Origin of the sequence: Mitsuaria sp. BK037 (assembly GCF_014193045.1) — a bacterium.
Taxonomy (GTDB): domain Bacteria; phylum Pseudomonadota; class Gammaproteobacteria; order Burkholderiales; family Burkholderiaceae_C; genus Roseateles.
In genome coordinates this window covers 2,741,419-2,757,666 of record NZ_JACHYS010000001.1, presented here as the reverse complement: position 1 = coordinate 2,757,666, position 16,248 = coordinate 2,741,419, and the positions used below count along the sequence as shown (strand labels likewise).

Annotated in this window: 14 protein-coding genes and 3 tRNA genes; 15 read left to right on the top strand and 2 right to left on the bottom strand. The window is 68.4% G+C overall.

The annotated features are described in order from the left end of the window. Positions 1-4 precede the first annotated feature (4 nt). The 3 genes from rlmH (at position 5) to rng (ending at position 2,724) form a co-directional block, all read left to right on the top strand. Complete coding sequence (rlmH, locus tag FHT37_RS11545; RefSeq protein WP_183480908.1) at positions 5-475, top strand: 23S rRNA (pseudouridine(1915)-N(3))-methyltransferase RlmH; 471 nt, start codon at positions 5-7, stop codon at positions 473-475. A 7-nt stretch (positions 476-482) separates the two neighbouring features. Then, positions 483-1,139 carry a nucleoside triphosphate pyrophosphatase gene (locus FHT37_RS11540; protein WP_183480906.1) on the top strand — a complete coding sequence of 219 codons (657 nt, stop codon included), beginning with the start codon at positions 483-485 and terminating at the stop codon, positions 1,137-1,139. A gap of 100 nt (positions 1,140-1,239) precedes the next feature. Beyond that, positions 1,240-2,724, top strand: a complete 1,485-nt coding sequence (rng, locus tag FHT37_RS11535) for a ribonuclease G (protein ID WP_091733996.1) — start codon at positions 1,240-1,242, stop codon at positions 2,722-2,724. On the opposite strand, the gene FHT37_RS11530 is transcribed toward rng, so the two are convergent. Continuing rightward, positions 2,703-3,305, bottom strand: a complete 603-nt coding sequence (locus FHT37_RS11530; protein ID WP_183480903.1) for a hypothetical protein — start codon at positions 3,303-3,305, stop codon at positions 2,703-2,705. The genes rng and FHT37_RS11530 overlap by 22 nt on opposite strands. A gap of 246 nt (positions 3,306-3,551) precedes the next feature. Between FHT37_RS11530 and tolB the strand changes: the two genes are divergently transcribed. From tolB to FHT37_RS11495, 7 genes are all read left to right on the top strand, one after another. Next, a complete protein-coding gene (gene tolB / locus FHT37_RS11525) occupies positions 3,552-4,877 on the top strand; it encodes a Tol-Pal system beta propeller repeat protein TolB (RefSeq protein ID WP_183480900.1) in 1,326 nt (441 codons plus the stop codon). A 276-nt stretch (positions 4,878-5,153) separates the two neighbouring features. Next, entirely contained in the window at positions 5,154-5,684 is a 531-nt protein-coding gene (pal, locus tag FHT37_RS11520; protein WP_183480897.1) for a peptidoglycan-associated lipoprotein Pal, read from the top strand. A 9-nt stretch (positions 5,685-5,693) separates the two neighbouring features. Then, positions 5,694-6,503, top strand: a complete 810-nt coding sequence (gene ybgF / locus FHT37_RS11515) for a tol-pal system protein YbgF (protein ID WP_254783597.1) — start codon at positions 5,694-5,696, stop codon at positions 6,501-6,503. A 22-nt stretch (positions 6,504-6,525) separates the two neighbouring features. Next, positions 6,526-7,338, top strand: coding sequence for a ThiF family adenylyltransferase (locus FHT37_RS11510; RefSeq protein ID WP_183480894.1), 813 nt, complete (start codon positions 6,526-6,528; stop codon positions 7,336-7,338). 87 nt (positions 7,339-7,425) lie between these two features. Continuing rightward, positions 7,426-7,501: transfer RNA gene (locus FHT37_RS11505), tRNA-Lys, on the top strand. Between the two features lie 23 nt (positions 7,502-7,524). Further along, positions 7,525-7,600, top strand: a tRNA-Lys gene (locus tag FHT37_RS11500). Between the two features lie 161 nt (positions 7,601-7,761). Continuing rightward, positions 7,762-7,837, top strand: a tRNA-Lys gene (locus tag FHT37_RS11495). Positions 7,838-7,977: 140 nt separating this feature from the next. On the opposite strand, the gene FHT37_RS11490 is transcribed toward FHT37_RS11495, so the two are convergent. After that, entirely contained in the window at positions 7,978-8,928 is a 951-nt protein-coding gene (locus FHT37_RS11490) for a glycosyltransferase family 32 protein (protein WP_183480891.1), read from the bottom strand. A 281-nt stretch (positions 8,929-9,209) separates the two neighbouring features. On the opposite strand from FHT37_RS11490, the gene apbC reads away from it, so the two are divergent. From apbC to fdhE, 5 genes are all read left to right on the top strand, one after another. Then, positions 9,210-10,304 (top strand): iron-sulfur cluster carrier protein ApbC, encoded by a 1,095-nt coding sequence (gene apbC / locus FHT37_RS11485; RefSeq protein ID WP_147241946.1) that lies wholly within the window; start codon positions 9,210-9,212, stop codon positions 10,302-10,304. A 209-nt stretch (positions 10,305-10,513) separates the two neighbouring features. Continuing rightward, the gene (fdnG, locus tag FHT37_RS11480) at positions 10,514-13,582 is read left to right on the top strand and encodes a formate dehydrogenase-N subunit alpha (RefSeq protein WP_183480888.1); all 3,069 of its coding nucleotides are present in this window, start codon (positions 10,514-10,516) and stop codon (positions 13,580-13,582) included. A 9-nt stretch (positions 13,583-13,591) separates the two neighbouring features. Next, a complete protein-coding gene (gene fdxH / locus FHT37_RS11475; RefSeq protein WP_183480885.1) occupies positions 13,592-14,548 on the top strand; it encodes a formate dehydrogenase subunit beta in 957 nt (318 codons plus the stop codon). Between the two features lie 19 nt (positions 14,549-14,567). Next, complete coding sequence (locus tag FHT37_RS11470; RefSeq protein ID WP_091733976.1) at positions 14,568-15,188, top strand: formate dehydrogenase subunit gamma; 621 nt, start codon at positions 14,568-14,570, stop codon at positions 15,186-15,188. Next, complete coding sequence (gene fdhE / locus FHT37_RS11465) at positions 15,185-16,246, top strand: formate dehydrogenase accessory protein FdhE (RefSeq protein ID WP_183480882.1); 1,062 nt, start codon at positions 15,185-15,187, stop codon at positions 16,244-16,246. The genes FHT37_RS11470 and fdhE overlap by 4 nt, the downstream gene beginning before the upstream one ends. Positions 16,247-16,248 lie beyond the last annotated feature (2 nt).

Below are 16,248 nucleotides of genomic sequence, written 5' to 3'. Positions count from 1 at the left end.
CCCCGTGCGGCTGGTGCTGTGCGCGGTCGGCCAGAAGATGCCGGCCTGGGCCGATGAGGCCTACGAGGATTTCGCCAAGCGTTTCCCGCCGGAGATGCGGCTGGAGCTCAAGGCGGTGAAGGCGGAACCGCGCACCACCGGCAAGTCGACCGAGCAGCTGATGGCGGCCGAGGCCCAGCGCCTGGACGCCGCCTGCCCGAAAGGGGCGCGGCGCGTGGTGCTCGACGAGCGCGGCGAGCGGGTCACCAGCAAGCAGCTCGCGCAGCGGCTGGAGACCTGGCGCGGCGACGGCCGCGATGTGGCGATCTTCATCGGCGGCCCCGACGGCCTGGACGACAGCATCAAGTCGCGCGCCGACGAGAAGCTGCGCCTCTCCGACCTGACCCTGCCGCACGCGTTCGTGCGCGTGCTGCTGGCCGAATGCCTCTACCGCGCCTGGTCCGTGATGGAAGGGCATCCGTATCACCGCGAGTGAATCGCCCATGTCCGATCCCACTTCCGCCACCTCGGTTGCATCCGCCGCCTCCGCCGCTGCCTTCGACTTTCTCTACCTCGCGTCCCAGAGCCCGCGCCGCCGTCAGCTGCTAGAGCAGATCGGCGTGCGTCACGAGCTGCTGCTGCCCGGCGCCGACGAGGACGCGGAGGCGCTGGAGGCGGTGGTCGATGGCGAATCGCCGGACGACTACGTGACCCGCGTCACCGCCGCGAAGCTGCAGGCGGCGCTGCGCCGCCGCGCGTCGCGCGGCCTGCCGCCCGCGCCGGTGCTGTGCTCCGACACGACGGTCGCGCTGGGCGAGCTCATCCTGGGCAAGCCGGACGACGCGGACCATGCGGCGGCGATGCTCGCCCGCCTCTCCGGCCGGACGCACCGGGTGCTGACCGCCGTCGCGCTGGGTCTGCCGGACGGGCGCGTGCTCAGCGACGTCAACGTGTCGCAGGTGCGCTTCGCCGAGATCGGCCAGGACCGGCTGCGGGCCTACGTGGCCTCGGGCGAGCCGATGGGCAAGGCCGGCGCCTATGCGATACAAAGTCAGGCCGCGGCCTGGATCGAACACATCGCCGGCAGTTATTCGGGCATCATGGGCCTGCCGTTGTTCGAAACGGCCCGGTTGTTGCGGGAGGGCGGCTTCGAGGTCTGAGGCCGACGCGAGGACCGGAGACCCCAGGCAGGCGATCCGGAAGGCGACTCGAGCGTTGCCGCCAGCCCCGAGGCTGACGAGAGCGCTGGAGCACAAGAACATGGAAGACATCCTGATCAACTGGACCCCGCAGGAGACGCGGGTGGCCGTGGTCGAGAACGGGGCCGTGCAGGAACTGCACATCGAGCGCACGCTGGAACGCGGCCTCGTCGGCAACGTCTATCTCGGCAAGGTGGCGCGGGTGCTGCCCGGCATGCAGTCCGCCTTCATCGACATCGGCCTGGAGCGGGCGGCCTTCCTGCACGTGGCCGACCTGCACCTCAACGGCGTGAGCCCGCGCGGCCATCACGGCGAGAGTGGCCAGGCGACCCCGATCGAGCGCCTCGTCTACGAGGGCCAGGCCTTGACCGTGCAGGTCATCAAGGACCCGATCGGCACCAAGGGCGCCCGGCTGTCGACGCAGATCTCCATCGCGGGCCGGCTGCTGGTGCACCTGCCGCAGGACAATCACATCGGCATCTCCCAGAAGATCGGTTCGCCCGAGGCGCGCGACGCGCTGCGCGCGCGCATGCAGACGCTGGTCTCGGCCGGGGTCCAGGACGGCAACACCGGCGGCTTCATCCTGCGCACCAACGCCGAGGAGGCGAGCGATGAGGAGCTCGGCGCCGACATCGCCTACCTGCGCAAGACCTGGGCGTCGATCCGCGAGAAGTCGCTGCGCCTGCCGCCCGGCAGCCTGCTGTTCCAGGACCTGAGCCTGGTCGAGCGCGTGCTGCGCGACCTGGCGAGCGAGCGGACCAACTCGATCCGCATCGACGCCAAGCTGCAGTACGACGTGGTGCGCCAGTTCGGCGAGACCTACATGCCGGCCGCCACGGCGAAGCTGGAGCTGTACCGGGGCGAGCGGCCGATCTTCGACCTGAACAACATCGACGCGGAGATCGCCCGGGCGCTGGCGCGGCGGGTGGACCTGAAGTCCGGCGGCTACCTGATCATCGACCAGACCGAGGCGATGACGACGATCGACGTGAACACCGGCGGCTTCGTCGGCGCGCGCAACTTCGACGACACGATCTTCAAGACCAACCTCGAGGCGGCCGGCGCGATCGCGCGGCAGCTGCGCCTGCGCAACCTGGGCGGCATCATCATCGTCGACTTCATCGACATGACGCGCGAGGAACACAAGACCGCGGTGCTGCAGGAGTTCCGCAAGCAGCTCAACCGCGACCGCACCAAGGTGACGGTGGGCGGCTTCACGCAGCTGGGCCTGGTCGAGCTGACGCGCAAGCGCACCCGCGAATCGCTGGCCCGCATGCTCTGCGAGCCTTGCCCCACCTGCGAGGCCCGCGGCCAGGTCAAGACCGCGCGCAGCATCTGCTACGAGATCATGCGGGAGATCCTGCGCGAATCGCGGCAGTTCAATCCCAGGGAGTTCCGCGTGGTCGCGGCGGCCAACGTGGTGGAGATGCTGCTCGACGAGGAAAGCCAGCACCTGGCCGGGCTGTCGGACTTCATCGGCAAGCCGATCTCACTGACGGCCGAGCCGACCAACCAGACCGAGCATTACGACATCGTCCTGATGTGAGCCGTCGCGGCCCAGCCGCGCATTGCCAGGAGCTGGGCCGGCCGCAGGGGCCAGGGCACGGTGGTGAGGCCTTCGTCGAAACCGCAGCAGGCCAGGGCCGCCGCCTGGTGCGCGGGCAGGGCGGCGGCGTGGTCGTGGACCAGTCCGGCGCAGGCCGCCGCCGCCGCGAGCGCCGCATTGCGCACGCCCATCGGCGACTGCTCCAGATAGGCCAGCGTCGACGGGGTGAGGCGCTCATGGACCTCGACGAAGGCCAGCCGCGACAGCGCCGGTGTCATGCAGTGCGGGTCCAGGTCGTCGGAGACCAGCGGGTGGCCCAGCTGTCGCAAGGTCGCGAACAGCGCGTCGCGCAGGCGCAGGCCGCCGTGGCGGGCTTCATCGGACAGCATCCGCATGCCGGGCGCCAGGGCGCTGCTGTCGACGCGGAAGCCGCGGAACATCAGCAGCCCCGCCAGGCGCGCGGCGCCGAGGATCTGCGTTGGCGCGTGAGCCAGGCCGTCGTCCCCGACGAGCTGCGCCCGGACCAGGCGGTGGAGGTGGGCCGAGGCGGCGATGAAATGCTTGTAGGCGGTGCTGGTCATCGGGCGGTTCGTGTCGACGGCAAGGGCGGGGAAGGTGGCGAACCGCGAAGTCTGGGGAGTTGTCCCCGGGCCAGCCATGGCCGAAGTTGGGGCCGGCGGCTTCGAGCCACCCGCATCGGAGGGGGACACCGACCTGCATGGGCTGGCGCGCCGCTTGCCGACCGCTTTGCCCTTTGTAACCTCGCCGATTCGTAACAACCTCACAGGCCTCGGGCACAATCGGGCCTCCATTCGTTCCGCAAGCCGATGAGCACCAAGACGATTGCCTCCCCCTCCGCTCTTCTTCCTCAAGGCATGGGCGCGCTGACGCGCCGCGGACTGCTCGGTGGCCTGGCCGCCGGAGTGGCAATGCCTTCGCTGGCCCAGTTCCGGGTGGAGATCGCCGGTGTCGGCGCCACCCGGCTGCCGATCGCGATCAGCGATTTCAACAACGAGTCGGCCACTGGCCAGCCGCTGGCGGCGATCATCCGCGCCGACCTGGAGCGCAGCGGCCAGTTCAGCATCGTGCCCGGCCAGGCCGGCATGACCGAGACCTCCCAGCCCCAGTTCGTCGACTGGCGCGCGCGCGCCGCCGACGCGCTGGCCGCGGGTTCCGCGACGCGGCTCGCCGACGGCCGCTTCGACGTGCGCTACCGGCTGTGGGACGTCGTCAAGGGCACCGAGCTGGGCAGCGAGAGCGTGCCGGTGGTCGCCGCGGACCTGCGCCTGGCGGCCCACAAGATCGCCGACGCCATTTATCAGAAGCTCACCGGCGAGCGAGGCGTCTTCGCGACCCGCCTGGTCTACGTGAACAAGGCCGGCCCGCGTTATTCGCTGCGGGTCTCCGACGCTGACGGCGAGGGCGAGCAGACCGTGCTCAACAGCCCGGAGGCGATCATCTCGCCGGCCTGGTCGCCGGACGGCAACGAGGTGGCCTACGTCAGCTTCGAGTCGCGCAAGGCGGTGGTGTGGATCCAGGACCTGCGCAGCGGCCGCCGTCGCAAGGTCGCCGACTTCCGCGGCACCAACAGCGCGCCGGCATTCTCGCCCAACGGCCAGCAACTGGTGGTGACGCTCTCCCGCGAGGGCGGCTCCCAGCTGTACCTGATCAACAAGGATGGCTCCGGCGCCAAGCGCCTGACGCAGACCTCGGCCATCGACACGGAAGCGACCTTCTCGCCGGACGGCGCGCAGATCTATTTCGTCAGCGACCGCGGCGGGGCCCCGCAGATCTACCGCATGCCCGCCGGCGGCGGCAGCGCGGAGCGAGTGACCTTCAGCGGCAACTACAACATCAGCCCGTCGATCAGCCCGGACGGCCGCACGCTGGCCTACGTGACCCGCGTCGGCGGCGGCACCTTCAAGCTGTGCGTGATGGACCTGGCCGGCGGCCAGGTGCAGCAAATCACCGACACCAGCGACGACGAGAGCCCGAGTTTCGCGCCCAACGGCAAGCTGATCGTCTACGCGACCCGCTCCGGCGGCCGCGACGTGCTGATGACCACCACGCTCGACGGCAAGGTCAAAGCCAAGCTCGCCACGCCCGGGGTTTCCGACATCCGAGAGCCCGCCTGGGGCCCGTTCGGGAACTGAGCGGCACAGGTGCCGGCCTTGCGTCCTGTCGAGAATCCCGAGGCTTTCGCAACGCCGGGCACATGGATTGCCTACGTTGGCGTCGCGCTTCGCCCGCCGCGTGCGAGCCATGAGCGCGACGTGTCGGACGACTGGCCGCCCGCGCGGGCCTGCCTCGCGGACCTGTCGGCCGATGCTTCACAATTGCTGTTTCCTGCGGCTTCACCGGCGGCGTAGTCCTACCGCCATGTCCTGCCCGTAACCCCCGCCCGCTTTGACCCATAGGAGCGTATGCCCATGAAAATCGAAAAACTGATGCTTGGCCTGGTGGCCGCGGCAGCCCTGACCGCCTGCAGCTCGACCAAGCTGGACGAGCCGGCCCCGGTCGAGAACAAGACCCCGACGCAAACCACCGCCCCGACCCCGCCGACCACCGACAACGCCGGTCAGCGTCCGGTGCAGACCGTGGACCTGGGCGCCCAGTTGGACGCCGCCGTGTCCAACCAGCGCGTCGTGTATTTCGACTTCGACAGCTTCGTCGTCAAGGATGAATACCGCTCGCTGATCGAGAACCACGCCAAGCGCCTGAACAACAAGAAGACGCTGGCGCTGAGCCTGGAAGGCCATGCCGACGAGCGCGGCGGCCGCGAGTACAACCTGGCCCTGGGCCAGAAGCGCGCTGAAGCCGTCGCCAAGTCGCTGACGCTGCTGGGCGTGGCCGCCAACCAGGTCGAGCCGGTGAGCTTCGGCAAGGAGCGTCCGGCCGACACCGGCCACAACGAGGAAGCCTGGGCCAAGAACCGCCGCGTCGAGCTGCGCGACAAGTAATCCGGTGACATGAGCATGCTGCGACCCCTCCGTTCCTTCCCCTCTTCGCCGACGGCCGTGGCGCGTGCCGCGCTGCTCGGCGTGCTGCTGGCGCTGAGCGCCGCCGGTCCCGCCCGGGCCGCGCTGTTCGAGGACGACGAGGCCCGCAAGGCCATCCTCGACCTGCGGACCAAGATGGCGCAGAACGAGGAGTCGCAGCGTGCCCGGATCTCGGATTTGCAGAACCAGCTCGAGACCGCCCGGCGCGGCCTGCTGGACCTCTCCGGCCAGATCGAGGCGCTGAAGTCGGACCTGGCCCGCATGCGCGGCCAGAACGAGCAGCTGGCGCGCGACCTGTCCGATACCCAGCGCAAGGTGGCCGACCAGTCGGCCACGCTCGACAACCGGCTGCGCCCGCTGGAGCCGCAGAAGGTGTCGCTGGACGGCAAGGAATTCCAGGCCGATCCGGAAGAGAAGCGCCAGTTCGATGCCGCGATGGGCCTGATCCGCCGCGGCGACTTCAATGAGGCGGTGTCCGCCTTCACCACCTTCCTGACCCGGTTCCCGGCGAGCGGCTATTCCGATTCGGTGCGCTTCTGGCTGGGCAATGCCCAATACGGCAAGCGCGACTACAAGGGCGCGATCGCGACCTTCAAGGCCTTCGTCGCCGCCAATCCGGATCACCCGCGCGCCGCGGAGAGCCTGCTGGCGATCGCCAACTGCCAGATCGAGCTCAAGGACACCAAGAGCGCCCGCAAGACGCTGGACGACCTGCAGAAGGCCTATCCCGGCAGCGAGGCGGCCCGGGCCGCCAAGGAACGCGCGGCCGGCCTGCGCTGAGCCGCGCCCCCGCGCGACCATCGTGAGCCTTGACACCGGGCACGGCCCCCTCGACCTGGAAGCGGACGCCGAGCGCCGCTTCGGCGGCCTGCGCCGGCTGCATGGCGAGCGCGACTACGCGCGGCTGCGCGCCGCGCGCTTCTGCGTCGTCGGCCTGGGCGGCGTGGGCTCCTGGGTGGTCGAGGCGCTGGCCCGCATGGGCGTGGCCCGCCTGGTGCTGGTCGACCTGGACCATGTCGCCGAATCCAACATCAACCGCCAGGTGCAGGCCCTGGGCAGCACGCTGGGCATGGCCAAGGCAGAGGCGCTGAAGCAGCGCATCGCCGACATCCATCCGGGTTGCGAGGTCCTCACCATCGAGGATTTCGTCGACGACCAGAACTGGCCCGCGCTGCTGGGCGACGTGCAGGTGGACGGCATCGTCGACGCCTGCGACCAGGTGCGCGCCAAGGCGCGGATCGCGGCCTGGGCGAGGGCCCTGCAGCTGCCGCAGGTCTGCATCGGCGCGGCCGGCGGCAAGCATCGGCCGCAGGACGTCGAGATCCTGGACCTGGCCGAGACCACGCACGATCCGCTGCTGGCCAATCTGCGTCAGCGGCTGCGCAAGTTCCATGCGGCGCCGCGCGCCGGGAAGATCGGCGTGACCTGCGTGTTCTCGCGCGAGCCGGTCACCCGGCCCGAGGGCGTGGCGGCCTGCGACCTGGACGCCAACCTGAATTGCCATGGCTATGGCTCGAGCGTGGCGGTCACGGCGGGCTTCGGCATGGTCGCGGCGGCGGAGTTGGTGCGGCGTTATTTGAAGGCCCTTGCGCGGCCGCAAAAATCCATCCTATAATCTGAGGCTCTGCTGAGGGGCAAACACCTCGAAGCGACGTAGCGGAGGTCGGGGCAACCCGGCCTTCACTGCTTGAAGTGCGGCTTCGGGTCGTTAGCTCAGTCGGTAGAGCAGCGGACTTTTAATCCGTTGGTCGCAGGTTCGAATCCTGCACGACCCACCACCCACTTCGGATGGTTTTCTTGGGGGCTCTTAGCTCAGTTGGTAGAGCAGCGGACTCTTAATCCGTTGGTCGAAGGTTCGAATCCTTCAGGGCCCACCAACCGATCCTTGTCGGATCGTCGACATGAAAATCGCAACTCGCGTGCGATTCCTGAACGACGAAACGAAGTCAGCGAGGATTCGGTGCCAAGCGGACTGAATATCTGACATAATCGCCGCTTCGCCGGATTCAAGAGAATCCAGCGGAACGAAAAGATTCTCGGGCTCTTAGCTCAGTTGGTAGAGCAGCGGACTCTTAATCCGTTGGTCGAAGGTTCGAATCCTTCAGGGCCCACCAAATTCGCTCCGACATCGGATCACGACGCTGAATCGATCCCGGAGCCGCCAGCAAGGCGCCAAAAAGCATCAAAAGGCCGCAGCAACCGCTGCGGCCTTTTTTCTTTTCCGCTTGGCCTGAAGCTTGCGCCGCTTGGCGATTCAAGCGCGGGGGCGCACTGCGAGCTCCGGCAATTCCGTCGCGACGAGGCTGTGCCGCAACGGAGCCCGGTGCGCGCACTGCGCGCCGAGTCGATGCCGCTCCGTGCCGCGCAGCTTCACCAGCGGCGTGTCCTGGCGGCGCCCCCACCCGAGCAGGGCCAGCATCAATCGCCAGCGGCGCCAGCCGGTGCGGGACTGGTAGAAGAAGGCTGAATCCTCCGCCGGCAGCAGATGCACGTTGAAGGGCCCGTCGCGTCGCAGCACGACGCGAGCCGCCACATGCATGACCAGGTAGTGCGGCCCATCGATGCCTGCCAGCAGGGCATCCCGCGCGTTGCCCAGCTGCGCGAGATAGGCGGTCTCGCCGTGGCGCATCGCTTGCCGCAACTCGGCCTCCCAGGCCAGCACGAATCGGTCGCCCGGCGGTGCCGCGAAGCACCAGTTCTCGAGGTAGGGCCAGGCCACCGGCTCGCCGGCACCCCCGGCGTTCAGGTGGAAGCCCGCGAATCCCCGCTGGCGCGTGGCCAGCGCGAGCAGCCAGTCCGGCGAGCGCGTCAGGAACATGCTGGCATCGAGCCACAGCCCGCCATGCCGGCCGACCAGCGCGACACGCAACCAGTCCGCTTGCCGATAAGCCGGCCAGGCATCGAAGGCACGAGGCAGCGGCAGCCCGTCGAGCGCCGCCAGCGCCGTGTCGCGGTGCAGCAGTCGGATCGTGTAGCCGGGCGCGTGGCGTCGCCAGTTCGCGACGCAGGCCGCGACGACCGGGGGAAGGGCGGCGTCATGCCAGTAGCTCCAGATGAGGCGCGGGACCGGGCGTCGGGGCGGCTCGACGAGCGCTCGGCTGGACCAGGTCTTGCGCCGGCCAGGGCTTCGCGCCCACAGGCGGTGGAGGCTGCCGGCGACCGGGCGCATCAGTTGCAGGAGTGCGGCGCAGATCTTGAATTTCATGGGCCTGCATGCTGGGCGAGCGCGCGGCGGCAGGACATGGCCTCGATCGGTCGACCTGGGCGCCCCTCTGACTCGGCATGAACGGCTTTTCCTTCAATGAGCAGGCGGGCCCGCGGGTGTGGACGTTCCGCCGCCCACCAGAGGCCTTTTCAGGCTGGGCTAGACTGCTCGGCCCGAGCGTCCGCCGACCGTGCGCCCCGCTCGAGCGGGCGCTCCCGCCGTTCGCCCGTTCATCCGTTTTCCGACCCCCGGGTTCTCGCGACCCGCTCCGCCGCACGCCCATGTCCCAGATCCCAGAAGTCCAGCTGCTCCAGGCCTTGCAACAGGTCATCGACCCCAACACCGGTCGCGACTTCGTCTCGACGAAGCAGTTGCGCAACATGAAGATCGCCGGTGACACGGTCAGCTTCGACGTCGAACTCGGCTATCCCGCGGCCAGCCAGATCGACGGTTTGCGCGCCGCGCTGGTGGCGGCGGCCCGCTCGGTGCCCGGCGTGGGCAACGTCAGCGTCGGGCTGAGCAGCAAGGTGATCGCGCACGCGGTGCAGCGCGGCGTGCAGCTGCTGCCGGGCGTGAAGAACATCATCGCCGTCGCCTCGGGCAAGGGCGGTGTCGGCAAGAGCACGACGGCGGCCAACCTGGCGCTGGCGCTGTCGGCCGAGGGCGCCACCGTCGGCCTGCTGGACGCCGACATCTACGGCCCCAGCCTGCCGCTGATGCTGGGCGTCCACGGCCGGCCGGAGAGCACCGACGGCCAGACGATGGAGCCGCTGGAGTCGCATGGGCTGCAGCTGATGTCGATCGGCTTCCTGGTCGAGGACGACCAGGCCATGGTCTGGCGCGGCCCGATGGCGACCCAGGCGCTGGAGCAGCTGCTGCGCCAGACGCGCTGGCGCGACCTGGACTACCTGGTCATCGACATGCCCCCGGGCACCGGCGACATCCAGCTCACGCTGTCGCAGCGCGTGCCCGTCAGCGGCGCGGTGATCGTCACCACGCCGCAGGACATCGCGCTGATCGACGCGAAGAAGGGCCTGAAGATGTTCGAGAAGGTCGGTGTGCCGATCCTGGGCATCGTCGAGAACATGGCCATCCACATCTGCAGCCACTGCGGCCATGCCGAGCACATCTTCGGCAGCGGTGGCGGGCAGCGCATGGCGGACCAGTACAGCCAGGAGCTGCTGGGCTCGCTGCCGCTGGCGCTGTCCATCCGCGAGCAGGCCGACAGCGGCAAGCCCACCGTCGTGGCCGAGCCCGACGGCCCGCATGCCCAGGCCTATCGCCAGATCGCCCGCAAGATCGCGGTGAAGCTGGCGGGGCAGGCCAAGGACTACTCGTCGAAATTCCCGACGATCACCATCTCGAAAAACACCTGACCCTCGCCGACGGCTGCTGCAGCGCACAACGGTGCGCTCAGGAAAAACCTCTCCCATCGGTCGTGCGTCCTGCGGTTCGTCCTCTCGTCAAAGGGTGAGTCCGTATTGGACAAAGCCCGGGCTTTGTGCCGAAATACTTGGACGGACCGCGTGACGGTCGTGCATTTCACCCAGGTCGGCAACGGCGTCGAACCCAGGAGGCACACGAGATGGACATGAACCGGAGGCACTTCTTCCGGGTGAGCGGGGCGGCCGTGATGGGCTCCAGCCTCGTGGCCTTGGGGTTCTCTCCAAGCGCCGCACTGGCCGAGACGCGCCAGTTCAAGCTCGCCCGGGCAACCGAGACCCGCAACACCTGTCCCTACTGCTCGGTGGGCTGCGGGATCATCATGTACTCGCTGGGGGACAAGGCGAAGAACGTCACCCCGGAGATCATCCACATCGAGGGCGACCCGGACCACCCGGTCAATCGCGGCACCCTGTGCCCCAAGGGCGCGGGCCTGCTGGACTTCGTGCACAGCCCCAACCGGCTGAAGTACCCGGAGATCCGCGAGGCCGGGTCCAAGGAGTGGAAGCGCGTCAGCTGGGACGAGGCGATGGACCGCTTCGTCAAGCTGCTCAAGGCGGACCGCGATGCCAACTTCATCGCCACGAATGCCGATGGCAGGACGGTGAACCGCTGGCTCTCGACCGGCATGATCTGCGCCTCCGCGTCCTCGAACGAGTCGGGCTACATCACCCACAAGGCGATGCGCTCGACGGGGATGCTCGCGTTCGACAACCAGGCCCGCGTTTGACACGGACCGACGGTGGCCAGTCTGGCCCCGACGTTCGGCCGCGGTGCGATGACCAACCATTGGGTGGACATCAAGAACGCCGATCTCGTCCTGATCATGGGCGGCAATGCCGCCGAGGCCCACCCCTGCGGTTTCAAGTGGGTGATCGAGGCCAAGCACCACAACAAGGCCCGCTTGATCGTGGTCGACCCGCGCTTCACGCGCTCGGCGGCGATGAGCGACTACTACGCGCCCATCCGCGCGGGGTCTGACATCGCCTTCCTCGGCGGTGTCATCAATTACCTGCTGAGCAACGACAGGATCCAGAAGGAATACGTCCGCCATTACACGAACGCGACCTTCCTGATCAACGAGGGCTACAAGTTCGAGGACGGCCTCTTCTCCGGCTACGACGAGGCCAAGCGCGCCTACAACAACGCGTCCTGGGCCTATGAACTCGACGAGAAGGGCTTCGCCAAGGTCGACATGACGATGCAGCACCCGCGCTGCGTGCTCAACGTCATGAAGCAGCACTACGCGCGCTATACGCCGGAGAAGGTGAGCGAGATCTGCGGCACGCCCAAGGACAAGTTCCTGGAGGTCTGCAAGCAGATCGCCGAGACCTCGGTCCCCGGCAAGGTGATGACGGTGATGTACGCGCTGGGCTGGACGCAGCACAGCCAGGGCTCGCAGATCATCCGCACCGGCGCGCTGATGCAGCTGCTGCTGGGCAACATCGGCCAGCCGGGCGGCGGCATGAACGCGCTGCGCGGCCACAGCAACATCCAGGGCCTGACCGACCTGGGGCTGCTGTCGACCTCGCTGACGGGCTACATGTCGCTGGCCAAGGACTCGGAGCAGGACCTCGAGACCTACTACAAGACCCGCGCGCTCAAGCCGCTGCGTCCCAACCAGATGAGCTTCTGGCAGAACTACCCCAAGTTCTTCGTCAGCCAGCAGAAGGCCTGGTGGGGCAAGGCCGCGACCAAGGAGAACGACTGGGCCTTCCACTACCTGCCCAAGTGGGACAAGGGCTACGACGTGCTGCAGGCCTTCGAGCTGATGCACCAGGGCAAGGTCAACGGCTACATCTGCCAGGGCTTCAACCCGGTGGGCTCCTTCCCCAACAAGAAGAAGGTGGTCGAGAGCCTGTCCAAGCTGAAGTTCCTCGCCATCATCGACCCGCTCAACACGGAGACCGCCGAGTTCTGGAAGAACTACGGCGAGCACAACGACGTGAAGAGCGAGGAGATCCAGACGGTGGTGTTCCGCTTCCCGAGCACCTGCTTCGCGGAGGAGGAGGGCTCGCTGACCAACTCCGGCCGCTGGCTGCAGTGGCACTGGAAAGGCGCCGAGCCCCCCGGCGAGGCCAAGGGCGACGCCGAGATCATCGCCGAGATCTTCCTGCGCCTGCGCGCGCTGTACGTGAAGGACGGCGGCGCCTTCCCCGATCCGATCGTCAACCTGAGCTGGCCCTACAAGATCCCGCACAGCCCCTCGGCCGAGGAGTTGGCGATGGAATACAACGGCAAGGCGCTGGCCGACGTGACCGATCCGAAGGACCCGACCAAGGTCCTGGCCAAGGCGGGCGAGCAGCTGTCGGGCTTCGGCCTGCTGCGCGACGATGGCTCGACCTCCAGCGGCTGCTGGATCTACACCGGCTCGTGGACGCAGGCCGGCAACCAGATGGCGCGGCGCGACAACAGCGATCCGTGGGGCATCGGCCAGACGCTGAACTGGGCCTGGGCCTGGCCGGCGAACCGGCGCGTGCTCTACAACGCCGCCTCCTGCGACCCGACCGGCAAGCCATGGAATCCGAAGCGGCGGCTGGTGTCCTTCACCGACAAGTGGGGCGGCTCGGACGTGCCGGACATCCGGCCCGACGCCAATCCCAACGACGAGGACGCGGTGCGGCCCTTCATCATGACCGCCGAGGGCGTGGCGCGGCTGTTCGCGCCCAGCGGCATGGTGGACGGTCCGCTGCCGGAGCATTACGAGCCCTTCGAGTCGCCGCTGACGGTCAACCCGATGCACCCGAACAACGCCAAGGCGATGAACAACCCGGCGGGCCGGGTGTTCAAGGCCGACCGCGAGGCCTTCGGCAAGCCGGACAAGTTCCCGTACGTGGCGACCAGCTACCGGCTCACCGAGCACTTCCATTACTGGACCAAGAACGTGCGGACCAGCGCGGTGATCCAGCCGCAGCAGTTCGTGGAGATCGGCGAGGAACTCGCGAAGGAGAAGGGGATCGCCAATGGCGACCAGGTGAAGGTCAGTTCCAACCGCGGCTTCATCAAGGCCGTGGCGGTGGTGACCAAACGGGTGGCGTCGCTGGATGTCGGCGGCAAGCGGGTCCACACGGTGGGCCTGCCCAACCACTGGGGCTTCGTCGGCGTGGCCAAGCCCGGTTATCTGGTGAACACGCTGACCCCCTTCGTGGGCGATGCCAACACCCAGACGCCGGAGTTCAAGAGCTTCACCGTGAACATCGAAAAAGCTTGAGGAACCGCCATGTCTTCATTGCAATCCCTGGACATCGCGCTGCGCTCCGCCACGACGCTGCCCAGTCCCGACGCGCGGCGCACCACGCCGGAGGTCGCCAAGCTGATCGACGTGTCGTCCTGCATCGGCTGCAAGGCCTGCCAGGTGGCGTGCATGCAGTGGAACGACCTGCGCGACGACGTCGGCGACACCCATGGCACCTACGACAACCCGCGTGACCTGACGCCGCAGTCGTGGACGGTGATGCGGTTCTCGGAGGTCGAGGTCGTCGAGAACAAGCTGGAGTGGCTGATCCGCAAGGACGGCTGCATGCACTGCGAGGACCCCGGCTGCCTGAAGAGCTGTCCCGCGCCCGGCGCGATCGTGAAGTACCAGAACGGCATCGTCGACTTCATCTCCGAGCACTGCATCGGCTGCGGCAACTGTGTGACGGGCTGCCCGTTCGACGTGCCGCGCATCAGCAAGGCCGATAACAAGGCCTACAAGTGCAGCCTGTGCTCCGACCGTGTCGGCGTGGGCCTGGAGCCCGCCTGCGTGAAGGCCTGCCCGACCGGCGCGATCCGTTTCGGCTCGAAGGAGGACATGCACGAGTTTGCCGCCGAGCGCATCGTCGACCTGAAGGAGCGCGGCTACCAGAACGCCGGCGTCTACGACCCGCAGGGCGTGGGCGGCACGCACGTCATGTACGTGCTGCAGCATGCCGACCAGCCCGAGCTCTATCACGGCCTGCCCAAGGATCCGCACATCAGTCCGCTGGTGTCGCTGTGGAAGGGCGCGGCCAAGCCGCTGGCGGTGGCCGCGATGATCGGCGCGGCGGTGGCGGGCTTCTTCCATTACATGAAGGTCGGGCCGCAGAAGACCGGACACGACGAGCCGGACGAGGACGAGGAACTCGCCTACGAGCGCGCGAAGCACGGCGACGCGCCGCGCGACCCCGCCGCGCCGCCGGCGGGCGGTGGTCTCTGACCTTCACCGGGAGATCGACATGTTGCTGCAACGCTATCGCGACAGCCAGCGGATCAACCACTGGCTCATCGTGCTGCTGTTCCTGTGCGCCGGGCTGTCGGGCCTGGCCTTCTTCCATCCCAGCCTGTTCTTCCTGAGCCACCTCTTCGGCGGCGGGCCGTGGGCGCGCATCCTGCACCCCTACATGGGGCTGGGCATGGTGGTGGCGTTCGCGTTCCTGGCCGCGCAGCTGTGGCGGGACAACCGCTGGACCGACGCGGACCGCCAATGGATGCGCCAGAGCGGGGACATGATCTTCGGCGGCCACAAGCACGGCACGCAGCCGGCGCACAAGTACAACGCGGGCCAGAAGATCGTGTTCTGGATCATGGTCGTGTCGCTGCTGATCCTGCTGGTGACCGGCTTCATGTTCTGGCACGCCTGGTTCCCCGACGGGAACATCCTGATGCGCCGCGTCGCGGTGGTGCTGCATGCGGCGGCGGCGGCGATCCTGATCCTGACGATCATCATCCATGTCTACGCCGCGATCTGGGTCAAGGGCTCGTTCCGGGCGATGACCCGTGGCACAGTCACCGACACCTGGGCCGCGCACCATCATCCGCTGTGGCACAAGGCAGTGAAGGAGCGTCCCCCCGCATGACCCCCAGCAGCCCCATCCGGGTGATGAGCCCGGAAGAGATCGCCGTCAATGCCGGCGCCCGCGCGGCGCCGGTGAAGGTGCCGGAACCCGGCCTCTTCGCCGAGCGCGCCTTGCGGCTGCGCCAGTTGGCCGACGGGCATGCGATGCGCGACTACCTGCTGTTCGTGGCCGAGCTGGCGCAGCGCCAGCATGAGCTGCTGAAGCAGCCCCGCGCGCTGAAGCTGCCGGACGAGGTGCTGATCAATGGCGCGATGGTGGGCGGGTTGCCGCCGGTGGAGGCGCTGAGCCATCCGCGCGACGCCGTCTGGCGCGAAGAGCTCCAGGCGCTGTTGACCGCGATGCGCGGCGCGGCGATCCCGGAACCGGCGCAGGCGCTGGTCGCCCGGCTGGCGCAGGCGGACGAGGCCTGGCTGGAGCAGCAGGCCGCGGCGCTGCTGGCGGGCGGCGGACCGGGCCTGGATCCGGCGGCGGCGCCCCTGGTCGCCGCGGCGCTGCAGGTGTACTGGACGCGGCTGGTCACCGGCTTGCAGGAGCGCTACGAGCGCAGCGACCAGGGCGAGAACGTCGCCCCCTTCGGCATGATCGACGACCCCACGGTGTGCCCGTGCTGCGGCTCGCGGCCGGTGGCCTCGATCACCCGCGTCGCGGCCGAGCAGTCGGGGCAGCGCTTCCTGGCCTGCTCGCTGTGCGGCGCGCAATGGCATTACGTGCGCATCAAGTGCACGCATTGCCAGGGCACCAAGGGCATCAGCTTCCAGACGCTGGTCGACGACGAGGGGAAAAAGGCCGAGGCGGTCGCCGCCGAGTGCTGCGAGACCTGCGGGCATTACCTCAAGCAGGTCCACATGGAGAAGGACCTGCAGGTCGAACCGCTGGCCGACGACCTCGCCACGCTGACGCTGGACCTGCTGGTCGGCGAGCTCGGCCTGGTGCGCCAGGGCTTCAATCCGATGCTGATCCTGGGCGAGGCCGAGGCCTCGCTGGATGGCGGCCCGGGCGCGGGCCTCGATCCACCGGGCCGGCCCGGCGCGCCGCCTCCCGATCCCGGAGGGCGCTGAGC